We start from the raw sequence: 13,233 nt of genomic DNA, 5'->3' as shown, positions 1-13,233 counted from the left end.
TTAATCAACAGTTTATTTTGGTTCAATAAACGGGTTCGATGATGCCTGTTACTACGTTTTGTTGATGGGTCAACAATAGCTCCCGATCAACCATAGTATGCAGGAGTTGCTGGATGGGGATATTATCCTTTCGGGTCAGGATAACGGCCTCAGACGCTTTGATAAAACACTCTGAATTGTCGTCAGGAAGTTGGGTCATCAGGCCTTGTGATATTAGTTCATAGCCTTGTCCAACGTTCCAGATGGCCGCATCAATGTGACCTTTTATGATTTGATTCAGGCATTCATGATAGGAAACCTCGACCAATTCAATTTCTTTGTCAGCAAAGTATTCCTTTGTCATTATTTTTTGGTCTGCTGAGGTGCTATCTAACCCAACGCGACGAATTGATTCCATCTCGCCATTACGAAAGATTAACCTGTGCCTGTCTGTATAACTTTGTGTCCCTAGTGAAAGCGCAATATATAGATCTTTATTTTCTGGATGCTGCTCTGCGGCAAGTCTTGATGTTACTGCTAAGTCGTAAACACTATTCAGTAAACATTCAATACGGATATCTGAGCCACGCATGTGTGCAAAGTAAAAGGGTACGCCTGCACACAACGCCTTTAAACCACTAGCCAGCCCTTCATAAGCACGGGTATATGGGAGCGGCATCGCACAAACCACATTGCCAATATCGGCATACTGCAACAGTAATTTGTGGTTTATCTGTACAAGAAAGCTGCCATTACGGCCACGACGCTTAATTCCAACCACCTGTGCCTGTTCGAGAGATTTTAATGCTGCTTGCATCAAACCCACGGACAATCCACATTCTTTAGCCAGTAACTCTATAGTTTTCAGGCGGCTACCACATTGTTCAGCGAGGAGGTAACGAGCCAAGAATGACTGTGCTATCCCCTCTTTCTTAATGAATGTTTGGCTCATCATTACAAGTTGTTATCCATTCGCGTTTATATTCATAAAATTGAACATAAATCGCAATAAGTGAATTAAAGAAAGGGGATTAATATCACAATTACAAAAAAAATGAAAATTTAAAAAATGATAAAGTCTAATATTATCAATCTTTTGAAGATATATTTTAATTTTTCATTGAAGATATAAAAATGACTATTATGGGGGAATATAGGGAAAGTGAGAGTGTTATTGATGATTACTCACTGTATTTTTCTGTATGGATGGTGATTTTTTCTACGCTATTTATCACGCGACAGAATAATTAGGCTATATTCTGCATCTTATTTTTGCATGAATCAATAAAATATCTTATGAAGGTAGCTTATTTAAGAACATTAAAATTTAGTTTTTTCTGTTGTCATATCCAAAAATAACTTTTGTTTATCTCTGGTTTATATTTTTTAGGTTTATATTTTCAGTCAAAGTTGAAGACGAATCCTATTATTTCCTTATTTGTCATTCAGATAAAACATTAACAAACATTGAAACCAGGAAAAACGTTATGAATATCTTATCCATTGCCATTATTGTATTGATATTACTTCCATGTCTGGTCAATTCAGGGGAAATTAATGCGGCTTTAGCCAGAAAAAATGAAACAGCGACTGCACATTTTTTCCGTGATCGAATTGAAACCGACGATCCGGATATTGCAGAACTGACGATGGCAATGGAAATGATGCCTAAGGGAGCCGATATCCACCTTCATTATTCTGGTGCAATATACGCAGAAACCTATCTTGATTGGGTGGGGGATAAAGGATATTGCATTTATGATCGCTCTGATCCAAAACTCAAGATCGAAATATATCGAATTGAAACGCGTCAGAAAGATCAGCTTCCGCCGGAGAGCCAGCAATTTTGCCTCGAAAAAAGTGCGGTCATTGCAAACGATGCTTTCTACCGAAATTTGTTGAAGGTATGGTCAGACAAAGATTTCTATAACCATGATCACATACAGAAAGCACCGGATCAGCAATTTTTTGACACCTTTAGTTATTTCAGACCGTTATCACATCAAATTTTAAGGGAGGGAATTGCTAAATTAAAAAATCGCGCCAAATATGAAAATGTCCAGTATTTGGAAATGATGTTAAAAAAAGCCCCTTCTTTTCAGTATCCAGATTTGTCTAAGGCACTTGACGAATTAGATCCGAATGCCGATGAAAATACCGTTTTCGCAGCACTGGCACCCTATGCGGACTTCATGGCTCACAGCCCAGTTGTTATGCAAGGCATCTCTCATTACATCCAAACTGAAGAAGCTGCGGTCTCAGGGATGGACGATGATAAATTTCGTATTCGGCTCCAATCCTATGTTGTGCGTAATGCGTCACGCGCGACGGTATTTTCAGGTTTATATTCGGCATTTTTGGCAGCACATACCAGCAAAAAGATTGTCGGTGTGAATATTGTTGGGTCGGAAAACGGTGATATTGCCATTCGTGACTATAAATTGCACATGACGATGCTGCGGTATCTAAAAAGGCGTTTCCCTGATGTGCATTTGTCTTTGCATGCGGGAGAGTTGGCTAGCGGCATGGTTCCGCCAGAGGTGCTGGCAAATCATATTCGATATGCCGTAGAGATCGCCGGAGCCGATCGGATCGGCCACGGCGTTGACATTGCGCGGGAAACGAACGCATTGGAATTACTCCAGGTACTGAGAAAAAAGGCTATTCCGATTGAAATTAACCTGACAAGTAATGATTTTATTCTTGGCATTAAAGGGAATGAGCACCCGATAAAACTTTACCAGCGCTATGGCGTGCCTTTTGTGATATCCAGTGATGATCCAGGGGTTTCTCGTGGTGACTTAACTCATGAATTTGTCATTTTTGCCACAAACTACAAGCCATCATATGCCAATATCAAAAAAACCGTGTTTAATAGTCTTCGATACTCTTTTTTACCCTCAAAAGAGAAATTAGCCGCGTTGCAGGATCTGCGGTCTAGGTTTCTGATTTATGAATCGGAGATTGCGGCAATAGAAAAGCGATGATTGATTTCGAAAGTTTATGGTCGTTTGCGGATATTGATGAGCGGGAAAAAACTTATATGATAAAAATAAATCGAAATGAAAAATGGCGATAATTTCTATCGCCATTTTCAACATCAATCTTGTAATTAAGCGGCTTTGGCGTTTTGTGCCAGCCAGTCAGCTACACGCTGTTTCTGCTCATCGGTGAGCCACATACCCAGTTTAGTACGACGCCAGATAGCATCATCTAACTGTGTTACCCATTCATGTTCAACCAAATAACGCAGTTCAGCTTCATACAAGTTATGTCCGAAGCATTCGCCAAGATCCGCCAGCGTTTCTGCACCTTTCAGGATGATTTGGCTGTTGCTGCCGTAAGTACGGGCATAACGCAATGCTACGCCTTCTGGCAGCCAGTTGTGACGCTGACGCAGCAGACGCGCATAACCATCGCGATCACAGCCTTCCAGCTCACTACCGGATAACTTGCCATTTTTGGTCCATGCCTTGCCCGCGTTAGGATAGTATTGCGCCATTTTATCCATAGCGTGTTCAGCCAGTTTACGATAAGTTGTTAGCTTACCGCCAAATACGGACAGTAATGGCGTCTGGCCTTGCTCATCTTGCACATCCAGCGTGTAATCACGGGTGATTGCTTGTGGTGAATCGGATTCATCATCACACAGGGGGCGAACGCCAGAGTAAGTCCAGACAACATCATCGCGACCAAGTTGTTTCTTAAAGTGGTCGTTATAGACTTTCAGCAAATAGCCGATCTCTTTATCGTCAATTTTGACTTCTTTTGGATCGCCTTTGTATTCAACGTCCGTTGTACCGATAATCGAAAATTCGTCATTCCATGGAATAACGAACACGATGCGGTTATCTTCATTTTGCAGAATATAAGCCTGCGGTTCATCGTGAACGCGAGGCACAACGATATGACTGCCTTTGATCAGACGGATGCCATAAGGTGATTTTAGTTGCAGGCCGTTATCGAAGAAATTTTTCACCCACGGGCCTGTTGCGTTGACCAAACCTTTTGCGCGCCATGTATTGGTTTCGCCAGTTTTGAGGTTTGTGGCTTCAACCAGCCAATAACCATTTTCACGCCATGCACGGGTTACCTGGGTACGGGTACGTACTTCGCCGCCGTGTTTCTGCACTTCCTGTGCGTTCAGAACCACCAGACGCGCATCGTCAACCCAACAGTCGGAGTATTCAAAACCACGGGTGATAGATGACTTCAATACTGAGTTTGTGCCAAATTTCAGCCCCTTGCTGCCTGGTAAGCTGACGCGTTTACCTAAGTTATCGTACAAGAATAAGCCAATGCGGATCATCCACGCTGGGCGCAGGTGTGGTTGATGTGGCAGGCGAAAACGCATCGGGAATGCAATATGGGGAGCCAGTTTTAAAAGCACTTCACGTTCTGCCAATGCTTCGCTGACTAAACGAAACTCATAATGTTCCAGATAGCGTAAGCCACCGTGGATCAGCTTGGAGCTGGCAGACGAAGTTGCACTGGCCAAATCTTGACCTTCCAACAGTAGGACAGAAAGTCCCCGGCCAGCAGCATCTGCCGCAATACCAGCGCCGTTAATTCCGCCGCCGATTACAATCAAGTCTTTGGTTTCCATCGCATCCCCTCTGAAATGTTCGAAAGAGTTCTTTAATGTTCGTTTTCGCTCAAGAATTGTAATCAAAAATTCATCAGCCGCCAACCATTAACTCAGAAAAAACATATTCACGTGATAGAGGTAACAAAACCTTCTTATATACATAAGATTAATAAGGATTTTGGGGGATACAAATTTGAGCGGGAATTGAGAAGAAATATTGACGGAAATGAACCCCACCAGAATATCAGGTGGGGATATTATTGCGACACTCTTGCCTAAAGAGTGGTTAACACCATTCCAAGTAGTTAACACAATTCCAGCTTGACGTTGTGCTGTTCGATAATTTTCTGGACGCTGGGAGGAGGTGCTTTATCCGTGAACAAAAAATCAATCAGGTTCATGTTACCGAGATTCACCATAGCATTGCGGCCGAATTTTGAATGGTCGGCAACCAGCATGACACAGCGGGAATTTTCGATAATGGCGCGTTTGGTACGAACTTCGTGGTAATCGAATTCCAGCAGTGAACCATCACTATCAATGCCGCTGATCCCAAGAATGCCGAAATCAAGGCGGAATTGGGAAATAAAATCTAGCGTTGCTTCACCAATGATGCCGCCATCGCGGGAGCGTACTTCACCACCCGCTAAAATCAGGCGGAAATCTTCTTTGCCCATAAACAGAGTTGCGACGTTGAGATTGTTGGTGACAATCCGTAAATCTCGATGGTTGAGTAGGGCATGTGCTACAGCCTCTGGTGTTGTTCCAATATCGATGAAAAGGGTTGCGCCGTTTGGAATTTGGGTGGCAACTTGTTGTGCAATGCGGGCTTTTTCATCCGACCACATGATCTTGCGGTCATGGTAGGCTGTGTTGACGGAGCTGGATGGCAAAGCGGCTCCGCCGTGATGACGCTGGATTTTATTTTTATCTGCGAGATCATTTAAATCACGTCGAATAGTTTGCGGGCTAACATCAAAATGTGCAACCAGCTCTTCAGTGCTGACATAACCTTGAAGGCGCACCAGCTCGATTATTGCATCATGTCGCTGAGTTTGCTTCACAAAATTCCCCTAATATGTGCATAGATGGATTATAGTTGGCCAAAATTATCCCCTCTATTTCAAGCCGATGCTGGAACTTGAAATCTATTGGGGTTTATTTGGCATTTTTTGGTTTTTTTGTTTACGCAAATTATCCCATAACCCCATTAATAACCCGATGACTAATCCTGCAACGTGGGCGGCATTGGCGATGTTCAATGAAAATAGATCGAAATAACCAACCAATAGCCAAATGACAGAGACAGCAATTAACCCTCTGGGAGCACTGATCCCACGTTTGGGAGAGATTTCACCCGTTAGCCAAACATACCCGATCAGGGCGTAGACGACACCGGATAGCCCCCCGAAATGAGATCCGCTGAACAATGATTGCGCCCAACCACTGAAAATTGCGGATACTATCGTGATTTCAAAAAGTTTGCCGCTGCCAATCTTCTGCTCAACCTGGCTACCGAAATACCACCATAATACAAGGTTAAAGAGTAGGTGTGTCAGGGAGAAATGCAATAGCGTTGGGCTTATCCAGCGCCATAACTCCAGATACTGATCACTGTTGGCCGGCCAGTTCATAACATCCGGTATGCCCGCTATTGCCATCCAGCAGTAAATGAGGATACAGAGCAGGGTGATGGCAATAGTCAGTGGGCCAGACTGGCTTTTAAGCGTACTTAAATTCAGGTTGTTATGATACTTGAAGAAACTGACAGATTTGCCTGTTTGCCAACTGGCAGCTTGATAGCGTTCATTGAGTGGCTCGTGAGCAAAGTGGCGAAGCTCCTCTTCAACCCGACTTAGTTGGCTATCATCCTCTAACCAAAGTTCAACTAATGGTGGCTCATGGGTGGGTCGCATAGTCAAATGAATGCCTTGCGTCGCCATATAATCAATAAAGGCCTGAGCCAGCCGAGGGTTAGATATTGAGGTTATATGGATCATTGCTCGTCTTATCTCTGCCTTAAGTTGAAGTTAATTGCACTGGGGTTAACTGTATTGGGGCTAATTACATTGGAATCAGTGCGTTAAAGGTTTATTGAGTATGGACAGCGTGAGGGTAGTCTCTCTGCCAGACTTCAAAACCGCCATTGACACTATAAACGGTCTCAAAACCCATATTGATCAGGTACTGTGCTGCTCCTTGACTACTATGGCCGTGGTAGCACATCACCATAACCGGTTGGTCAAAATCCGCTTCCTGTAGAAAGCTATTGAGCGTTTCGTTTGCCAGGTGAAACGCACCGGTTGCGTGTCCGGCATGGAAACTTTGTGGATCGCGGATATCAACCATGACTGCGGTTTTATCGAGCCAAAGCTGGTAAGCCTGTTCAGGCGTTATTGTTTGAAAATGGTCCATAAATACTCAACGTAAGTTTCCTAAATTTTCATTTTCAATATATTCATTTCTTAATAGCCGTCTGGTATGACCTGACCGCCTTCCCAATATAGCCATTGGGAAGGCGTAGAAATATAGAGATAGAAAACGTTAGAAACAGAAAAATGGTTAAAAATTGTCAAAACAAGAATGAAAAATCAGTAATATGAATGTTCACCGCGTTGGTGCTCAGTCAGGTCTTTCACGCCTTTTAATTCAGGGAACATCTGTAATAACTGTTTTTCAATCCCCTCTTTCAGAGTGACATCGACCATGGAACAGCCGTTACATCCACCACCGAATTGCAGGATAGCATAACCTTCATCGGTGATTTCCATCAGGCTGACACGACCACCATGCCCTGCCAGTTGTGGATTGATCTGCGATTGCAGGACATATTCAACACGATCAATCAGTGGGGCATCATCTGCCACTTTACGCATTTTAGCGTTCGGAGCTTTCAGGGTCAGTTGGGAACCCAGTTGATCGGTCACAAAATCAATGACGGCTTCTTCCAGAAAAGGGGCACTAATTTCATCAATATAAGCAGAGAGTTGATCGAACTTCAATTCAGTATCAGTGGTTTCAACAGCATCCGGTGGGCAATAGGAAACACCACATTCAGCGGTCGGCGTTCCTGGATTAATAACAAAGACGCGGATCTGTGTACCCGGTTCTTGATTTGCCAGTAGCTTGGCAAAATGTGCTTGCGCTGCTTCAGTAATATTAATCATGTCATTTGCTCAATAGTTGACTGTTCTAGTTGGTTATAATACGCCCATTTATAAAGGAACTACAAGGTTCGGCATATTGCCCAAGCCTGTACAGAGCGAGCACCAGCACGAATCATCAACTGTGAAGCTTCATGCAGCGTTGTGCCCGTGGTGATCACATCGTCAAAAATCGCGACATGTTGATCAGTAAAATCGCCCTGTAATTGAAAGGCTTGTTTAAGATTGGTTCTCCTTTGGGCGGCAGATAGGCTCCGCTGCGTGAGTGTAGCACGTGAGCGGTGCAAAAAATTGGGCTGATATGGGCATTGCAGCCAATGTGATAGGGATCGGGTAATCAGTTCAATGTGATCGAAACCACGTTGCCAGCGTTTTCTGCTGTGCAGAGGAATGCCAAATATGCGGTCTGGCTTATGCCAGCGGCCTTCACGATAGCCTTGCAACCAATGCAGCAGGAACAAACGTGCCAGCACTGGTGCGAGTTGTGGAGTGTTGTAATATTTGTATCGTTGAATAAGTTGGCTCAATGGTGGAGTGTAATCTGTAATGGCGATCAAATGTTGCCACACAGGGGGATGCCTTACGCATTGTCCACAGGGAAGATTGCCGGACTCAGAAGGCAGTGCACAGCGCGGGCAGACATGTTGCAGCCGCCTTAAGTGACTGTGACAGGTGTAACAGATCCCATGATGGGCAAAATACAAATTTTGCTGGCATAGCCAACAGTATCCAACCATTGTTAGCATAGTTTCCTTCCTTGGCGACAAATAAAGTGAGAATAACAATGAATCAGTTATTTTGGCAGACAATTGGGGATGCACCACGTGATCTTGTGATGCTGCACGGATGGGGTCTAAACGCTGAGGTTTGGCGCTCAATGGAAACGCGATTGGCTTCGCATTTTCGTTTGCATCTGGTGGATTTGCCGGGTTATGGGCGTAGCCAATCGTATCCGGCTATGTCATTGGCGGACATGGCAGACATTGTATGGCAACAAGCGCCAGCAAATGCCTTGTGGCTAGGTTGGTCTTTAGGCGGATTGGTGGCTAGCCGGATTGCTTTAGATCATCCATCACAAGTTGCGGGGTTAATAACCGTGGCTTCTTCGCCAAAATTTAGTGCTGATGGCGACTGGCCGGGGATTAAGCCAGAGGTTTTGAGGGCATTTGAGTATCAATTGAGTGCTGATTTTCAAAAGACTGTCGAACGTTTTCTGGCTTTGCAGACCTTGGGGACAGACAGTGCACGCCAGGATGCCCGTGTACTGAAATCTGTGATCCTGAATCAGCCGATGCCGACAGTCGAAGTACTTAATGCCGGTTTGGAAATCCTGCGCACCGATGATTTAAGGGGAGAATTGTCCCAACTTCAATTACCGTTCCTGCGTCTGTATGGTTATCTTGATGGTTTGGTGCCACGTAATATCGCTTCACAGCTTGACAGAGTATGGCCACATACGCATTCCGTTATTATGCGCAACGCTGCCCATGCCCCTTTTATTTCCCATCCTGATGAGTTTGTTGACGTGTTGACGAATTTTGCTTCGGATATTGGATGGTAATTATCGATAACTACTCTCTCTGGTGTTACATATAAACTATGGGTAATTTGAGCAATAGCAGGGAGGGATCTTAAACGATAAATCCGGTCATAAAGAAACATTGTAATGACAAACTTAAAAGGTATTACCTTTTAATATTAAGGTGGAAGAAAATGGCAACCTCAGTAAAACTTGACGATAATTTGAAAAGCCGGATCCAATATTTGGCAAAAGTGCGACATCGTTCAGCGCATTGGATAATGCGTGAAGCTATACGTGACTATGTAGAGCGTGAAGAAAAACGTGAATCTTTCAAACAGGATGCTTTGCGTGCCTGGGAAGCGTATCAAGAGAATGGACTACACCTGACGCTTGAAGAAGCAGACGACTGGTTAGCTAAGCTCGAAGCAGGAGAAGATGCGGAGTTACCTGAATGCCACGTTTGATTTGGTCTCCGCCAGCTCTCGCTGATATACAGCGGCTCTACTATGGTTTTCTTGCCAAAAAAGACAAAGACACTGCCCGTCGAGCTATTAAAACAATACGGATTGGCGTGAAAACACTGGCACACCAGCCTGAAGCAGGACGCCCCGCTGACGATATGGATCCGGCATTCCGAGAATGGCTTATTGATTTTGGAAGTAGTGGCTATATCGCCTTGTACCGCATTGAGGGTGAAACAGCAACAATTCTTGCTGTACGGCATCAAAAAGAGGCCGGATATTAACAAGAAGGAAGTCAGTCGCTTATCAGATTAATAAATGGAATAAACTACTCACCTTATAGGTTTATTCCATTCTTGAGGCAATTCAATCGGTAATAAAAATGTTTACCGCCTTGTTATCACCCTTTATTTATTCGGATAAACCTCAGTTACAATTTCCGGCGTATTCACGATAGTATCGAGAACAGGGCAATTACTTTCAACAAAGGTAATAAAATCACGGATCTCTTGTTCGGTATTATCGGCTTTAATATAAAATTTGGAGGTGATTTTTGAAAATCCCATTTTGGCGTTTTTATTTTTACCTGTGAAGCCATCGGTATCCAGTTCTCCTTCCACTTTAACCTGAATATCGATCAAATTGATTTTATGCTTACGGGCAAAGCTTTTTGCCACAATGCACTGACATGCACCAAATGCAGAAAGTAACGCTTCCACTGGATTCATCGCCTCATCGGTTCCACCGAGGCTTTTGGGTTCGTCTACATGAAAGGTAAAATCTCGCGATGAGCATTTCATTTTGAGTTTGCCAACCGACTCAACTTTTGCAGTGAATAACTCTTTAGGCATATTACTATCCTCAGGTTATTAATGTAGGGATACCGCTTATCAGATAATAAAGAGATAGCGATAATTAATCTATTTATTCTTTTACGGCAAGCTGATATGCCTTAGTATCACATTTCTGTGTTTCAGGACATTGTTTGCAGCCCCCGCTGAGGCAGGAGGAAGCATCCACTTCCTCCAGTTTACCCATTATGACAAGCTGCTTGAGCATGGCTTCCACCATTGGCAGCGGTGCTGAAAACTGATGGCTTAATGATCTGGCATCAGTACGCCCGTTGAGGGCAACAGCATCTCTGATTTTTAGCAGGTTAATCATTTATGGTTCCTCATGGTTCCAGCTAGTGACAGCTATTATCTGAGCATTTGCAACTGCGGTCAGCGGTATTGTTGAATGTCACAGTGACTCGGCTGCGTGCGCGGCGTAAGCCAATAACTATCAGAATGTTAAACAGGATCACGGCCAGAATGGTGATCAGGCTAGTTTGTGGATGGGCTGAAAACGTTGTGATTTGATAAAACAGTGCTGACAGAGAATAAGCAACGTTTAATCCCCACAGAATCGAGAACGTCATCCAGCCACGGCTGGTTTCACGGGCAATGGCGCCCATCACGGAAACGCAAGGCACGTACAGCAGCACGAAAATCAGATAACTGTAAGCGGAAATGGCTGAACCAAATTGGGCGCTCATTGTTCCCATAGAGCTGCGATCCATGTTGCCATCGCCTTTGCTGGCTTCAATGGGGTTAGAAAGTGCGCTCAAGGTGAAGGTTTCTTTCAGGCTATCCCACGTTTCTGCGACAGAATCTTTGAGTTGAGCCAGTAAATTAAATTCATCTGGATTAAATGGCTCTTGAGCAATATTTTCGGCGGTATAGAGGGTATTTAGGGTTCCTACAACCACTTCTTTTGCCATCGCGCCAGTGATAAGCCCGACGGTTGCTTGCCAGTTATCGGCATGCACACCGATAGGTTGCAAGACAGGGGTGAGCACTTTACTGACGGAGGCCAGTGCCGATTGGTTGATGTTATCCACGGTCTTACCGGAGAAGGAGAAACTGTTCAGGGCACCAATCAACATGCTCGCTGCGACAATCACTTTACCTGCACGTATGACAAAACCTTTCAGCCTCTGCCATGTCTGGAGCAGCAGAGTTTTGGCATGAGGAACGTGATAGACCGGCAATTCCATAACAAATGGCGATGCTTCACCACGCATTAGCGTGAACTTGAGCAGCAGCCCTGTCAGGATGGCGATAACAATCCCCAGGATATACAGGGAGAAAACGATACTTGCCCCATTTTTGCCGAAGAACGCCGCCGCAAAGACGGCAAAGATCGCCAGCCTTGCTCCGCAGGACATAAACGGTGCCATCATAATGGTAATCAAGCGTTCGCGAGGGGCATCCAGAGTCCTTGAACCCATCACGGCAGGCACATTACAACCAAAGCCAACAATCAGGGGCACAAAGGATTTACCTGGTAACCCTATGGCTTGCATCAACCTGTCCATAACAAATGCCGCCCGCGCCATGTAGCCGGAATCTTCCAGAAAGGAGAGGAACAGGTACATCATGCCAATTTGGGGAACCAGCGGCAGTACCGTGTTGATGCCCCCGCCAATTCCCTGAGCAAGGAACACTGTTAACCAATGTGGGAAATGGAGAGTATGGCCGAGCCATTGCATTCCATCGATGAAAATGGCTGCGGAAGCGCCGTCGAAGATAGGCTGTAAGGCTCCACCAATATTGATAGCCAGCACAAACATCAGGTACATGACAAACAGGAAGATAGGCAAACCCAACCAGCGGTTCAGGATAACGGTATCTAACACTTGGGTGAGTTTGTTTGGTGTGGCTGAGCGGGTATCAATGACCGCCAGACAAATTTCACTGATGGTTTGATAGCGTGAACCGGCAATGATGAGGTCGGGTTCTTCAATTTGTTGTTTTTGCAAGCGTTCTTTGCTTTCAGCCAATTGTGTGGGAGTCAGGCCGGATACCTCACGGCTGTAAATATCCCCTTCCAGGACTTGCAAAGTCAGCCAGCGGCACTGTTGTGGCGTGAATTTTTCTGTGATCTGGCTGGAAAGGTGGGAAATTTCCTGCAATAACGCATCAGGATAATTAACCTGTACAGGATTAGATTTCTGTGGGTAATTGTCGATGGTTTTTTTTAGTGTATCTATCCCTGTGGCACGGGTTGAAACCAGCGGGATGACCGGACAGCCAAGGCGTTTCTCCAGTGCAGGAATATCAATATTGATGCGTTGATTTTGGGCGATATCCAACATGTTCAGTGCAATGATGCAGGGAACACCCAGTTCAATCAATTGCAGTGAGAGATAAAGGTTACGCTCCAGATTAGACGCATCAACAACATTGATCAGCATATCCGCTTCACCACTGAGGATATAGTGGCAGGCAATTTGTTCATCAATGGAAGTTTGCTCAGAAATGGTGGTAAGCGAATAAGTGCCAGGGAGGTCGACAAGTTCGACCTGATGGTTATCAGTGATAAAGTGGCCGGTTTTGCGTTCTACAGTAACGCCAGCCCAGTTTCCCACTCGTTGATGGGAGCCTGTAAGCTGGTTAAAAAGCGTCGTTTTGCCGGCATTGGGATTACCAATCAGGCCAATAGTTAATTGTTTCATCATACTTTCTGCCAATCAGG

Annotated in this window: 14 protein-coding genes; 4 read left to right on the top strand and 10 right to left on the bottom strand. The window is 44.6% G+C overall.

Annotation, left to right across the window (positions count from 1 at the left end; translation table 11 throughout):
* Positions 1 to 22: 22 nt before the first annotated feature.
* On the bottom strand, positions 23 to 934 hold the full coding sequence (gene yhfZ / locus Xedl_RS07980; protein WP_074023290.1) for a GntR family transcriptional regulator YhfZ: 912 nt from the start codon (positions 932 to 934) through the stop codon (positions 23 to 25).
* 532 nt (positions 935 to 1,466) lie between these two features.
* On the opposite strand from yhfZ, the gene Xedl_RS07975 reads away from it, so the two are divergent.
* Positions 1,467 to 2,966 carry a hypothetical protein gene (locus Xedl_RS07975; protein ID WP_074023289.1) on the top strand — a complete coding sequence of 500 codons (1,500 nt, stop codon included), beginning with the start codon at positions 1,467 to 1,469 and terminating at the stop codon, positions 2,964 to 2,966.
* A 125-nt stretch (positions 2,967 to 3,091) separates the two neighbouring features.
* Here Xedl_RS07975 and glpD read toward each other — a convergent pair whose 3' ends face one another.
* From glpD to gntX, 6 genes are all read right to left on the bottom strand, one after another.
* The gene (glpD, locus tag Xedl_RS07970) at positions 3,092 to 4,585 is read right to left on the bottom strand and encodes a glycerol-3-phosphate dehydrogenase (RefSeq protein WP_074023288.1); all 1,494 of its coding nucleotides are present in this window, start codon (positions 4,583 to 4,585) and stop codon (positions 3,092 to 3,094) included.
* 287 nt (positions 4,586 to 4,872) lie between these two features.
* Positions 4,873 to 5,631: a DeoR/GlpR family transcriptional regulator gene (locus tag Xedl_RS07965; RefSeq protein WP_074023287.1), complete on the bottom strand. Its 759-nt coding sequence runs from the start codon at positions 5,629 to 5,631 to the stop codon at positions 4,873 to 4,875.
* Between the two features lie 84 nt (positions 5,632 to 5,715).
* Positions 5,716 to 6,567, bottom strand: a complete 852-nt coding sequence (gene glpG / locus Xedl_RS07960) for a rhomboid family intramembrane serine protease GlpG (RefSeq protein ID WP_074023286.1) — start codon at positions 6,565 to 6,567, stop codon at positions 5,716 to 5,718.
* 91 nt (positions 6,568 to 6,658) lie between these two features.
* Positions 6,659 to 6,982, bottom strand: a complete 324-nt coding sequence (gene glpE, locus Xedl_RS07955) for a thiosulfate sulfurtransferase GlpE (RefSeq protein WP_074023285.1) — start codon at positions 6,980 to 6,982, stop codon at positions 6,659 to 6,661.
* Positions 6,983 to 7,158: 176 nt separating this feature from the next.
* Positions 7,159 to 7,734, bottom strand: coding sequence for a Fe-S biogenesis protein NfuA (nfuA, locus tag Xedl_RS07950; protein WP_074023284.1), 576 nt, complete (start codon positions 7,732 to 7,734; stop codon positions 7,159 to 7,161).
* 59 nt (positions 7,735 to 7,793) lie between these two features.
* Positions 7,794 to 8,477 carry a DNA utilization protein GntX gene (gene gntX / locus Xedl_RS07945; protein ID WP_074023283.1) on the bottom strand — a complete coding sequence of 228 codons (684 nt, stop codon included), beginning with the start codon at positions 8,475 to 8,477 and terminating at the stop codon, positions 7,794 to 7,796.
* Positions 8,478 to 8,515: 38 nt separating this feature from the next.
* Between gntX and bioH the strand changes: the two genes are divergently transcribed.
* The 3 genes from bioH to Xedl_RS07930 all read left to right on the top strand — a co-directional run bounded on the left by bioH (position 8,516) and on the right by Xedl_RS07930 (position 9,998).
* The gene (gene bioH / locus Xedl_RS07940) at positions 8,516 to 9,292 is read left to right on the top strand and encodes a pimeloyl-ACP methyl ester esterase BioH (RefSeq protein ID WP_074023282.1); all 777 of its coding nucleotides are present in this window, start codon (positions 8,516 to 8,518) and stop codon (positions 9,290 to 9,292) included.
* 152 nt (positions 9,293 to 9,444) lie between these two features.
* Positions 9,445 to 9,717 (top strand): CopG family ribbon-helix-helix protein, encoded by a 273-nt coding sequence (locus Xedl_RS07935; protein ID WP_074020760.1) that lies wholly within the window; start codon positions 9,445 to 9,447, stop codon positions 9,715 to 9,717.
* Complete coding sequence (locus Xedl_RS07930; protein WP_074023281.1) at positions 9,705 to 9,998, top strand: type II toxin-antitoxin system RelE/ParE family toxin; 294 nt, start codon at positions 9,705 to 9,707, stop codon at positions 9,996 to 9,998. The genes Xedl_RS07935 and Xedl_RS07930 overlap by 13 nt, the downstream gene beginning before the upstream one ends.
* 123 nt (positions 9,999 to 10,121) lie before the next feature.
* On the opposite strand, the gene Xedl_RS07925 is transcribed toward Xedl_RS07930, so the two are convergent.
* The 3 genes from Xedl_RS07925 to feoB all read right to left on the bottom strand — a co-directional run bounded on the left by Xedl_RS07925 (position 10,122) and on the right by feoB (position 13,213).
* The gene (locus Xedl_RS07925) at positions 10,122 to 10,565 is read right to left on the bottom strand and encodes an OsmC family protein (protein ID WP_074023280.1); all 444 of its coding nucleotides are present in this window, start codon (positions 10,563 to 10,565) and stop codon (positions 10,122 to 10,124) included.
* Between the two features lie 73 nt (positions 10,566 to 10,638).
* The gene (locus tag Xedl_RS07920; RefSeq protein WP_074023279.1) at positions 10,639 to 10,878 is read right to left on the bottom strand and encodes a FeoC-like transcriptional regulator; all 240 of its coding nucleotides are present in this window, start codon (positions 10,876 to 10,878) and stop codon (positions 10,639 to 10,641) included.
* Between the two features lie 22 nt (positions 10,879 to 10,900).
* A complete protein-coding gene (gene feoB / locus Xedl_RS07915) occupies positions 10,901 to 13,213 on the bottom strand; it encodes a Fe(2+) transporter permease subunit FeoB (RefSeq protein ID WP_074023354.1) in 2,313 nt (770 codons plus the stop codon).
* Positions 13,214 to 13,233 lie beyond the last annotated feature (20 nt).

Source organism: Xenorhabdus eapokensis (genome assembly GCF_001908105.1).
This window is presented reverse-complemented; position numbering and strand designations above follow the sequence as displayed.

Excerpts from the sequence above, each read along its gene's own strand:
- glpD (WP_074023288.1), bottom strand. The coding sequence starts at position 4,585 with ATGGAAACCAAAGACTTGATTGTAATCGGCGGCGGAATTAACGGCGCT.
- Xedl_RS07925 (WP_074023280.1), bottom strand. The coding sequence starts at position 10,565 with ATGCCTAAAGAGTTATTCACTGCAAAAGTTGAGTCGGTTGGCAAACTC.
- glpE (WP_074023285.1), bottom strand. The coding sequence starts at position 6,982 with ATGGACCATTTTCAAACAATAACGCCTGAACAGGCTTACCAGCTTTGG.
- Xedl_RS07930 (WP_074023281.1), top strand. The coding sequence starts at position 9,705 with ATGCCACGTTTGATTTGGTCTCCGCCAGCTCTCGCTGATATACAGCGG.
- Xedl_RS07920 (WP_074023279.1), bottom strand. The coding sequence starts at position 10,878 with ATGATTAACCTGCTAAAAATCAGAGATGCTGTTGCCCTCAACGGGCGT.
- gntX (WP_074023283.1), bottom strand. The coding sequence starts at position 8,477 with ATGCTAACAATGGTTGGATACTGTTGGCTATGCCAGCAAAATTTGTAT.
- Xedl_RS07935 (WP_074020760.1), top strand. The coding sequence starts at position 9,445 with ATGGCAACCTCAGTAAAACTTGACGATAATTTGAAAAGCCGGATCCAA.
- Xedl_RS07975 (WP_074023289.1), top strand. The coding sequence starts at position 1,467 with ATGAATATCTTATCCATTGCCATTATTGTATTGATATTACTTCCATGT.
- bioH (WP_074023282.1), top strand. The coding sequence starts at position 8,516 with ATGAATCAGTTATTTTGGCAGACAATTGGGGATGCACCACGTGATCTT.
- glpG (WP_074023286.1), bottom strand. The coding sequence starts at position 6,567 with ATGATCCATATAACCTCAATATCTAACCCTCGGCTGGCTCAGGCCTTT.
- nfuA (WP_074023284.1), bottom strand. The coding sequence starts at position 7,734 with ATGATTAATATTACTGAAGCAGCGCAAGCACATTTTGCCAAGCTACTG.
- feoB (WP_074023354.1), bottom strand. The coding sequence starts at position 13,213 with ATGAAACAATTAACTATTGGCCTGATTGGTAATCCCAATGCCGGCAAA.
- yhfZ (WP_074023290.1), bottom strand. The coding sequence starts at position 934 with ATGATGAGCCAAACATTCATTAAGAAAGAGGGGATAGCACAGTCATTC.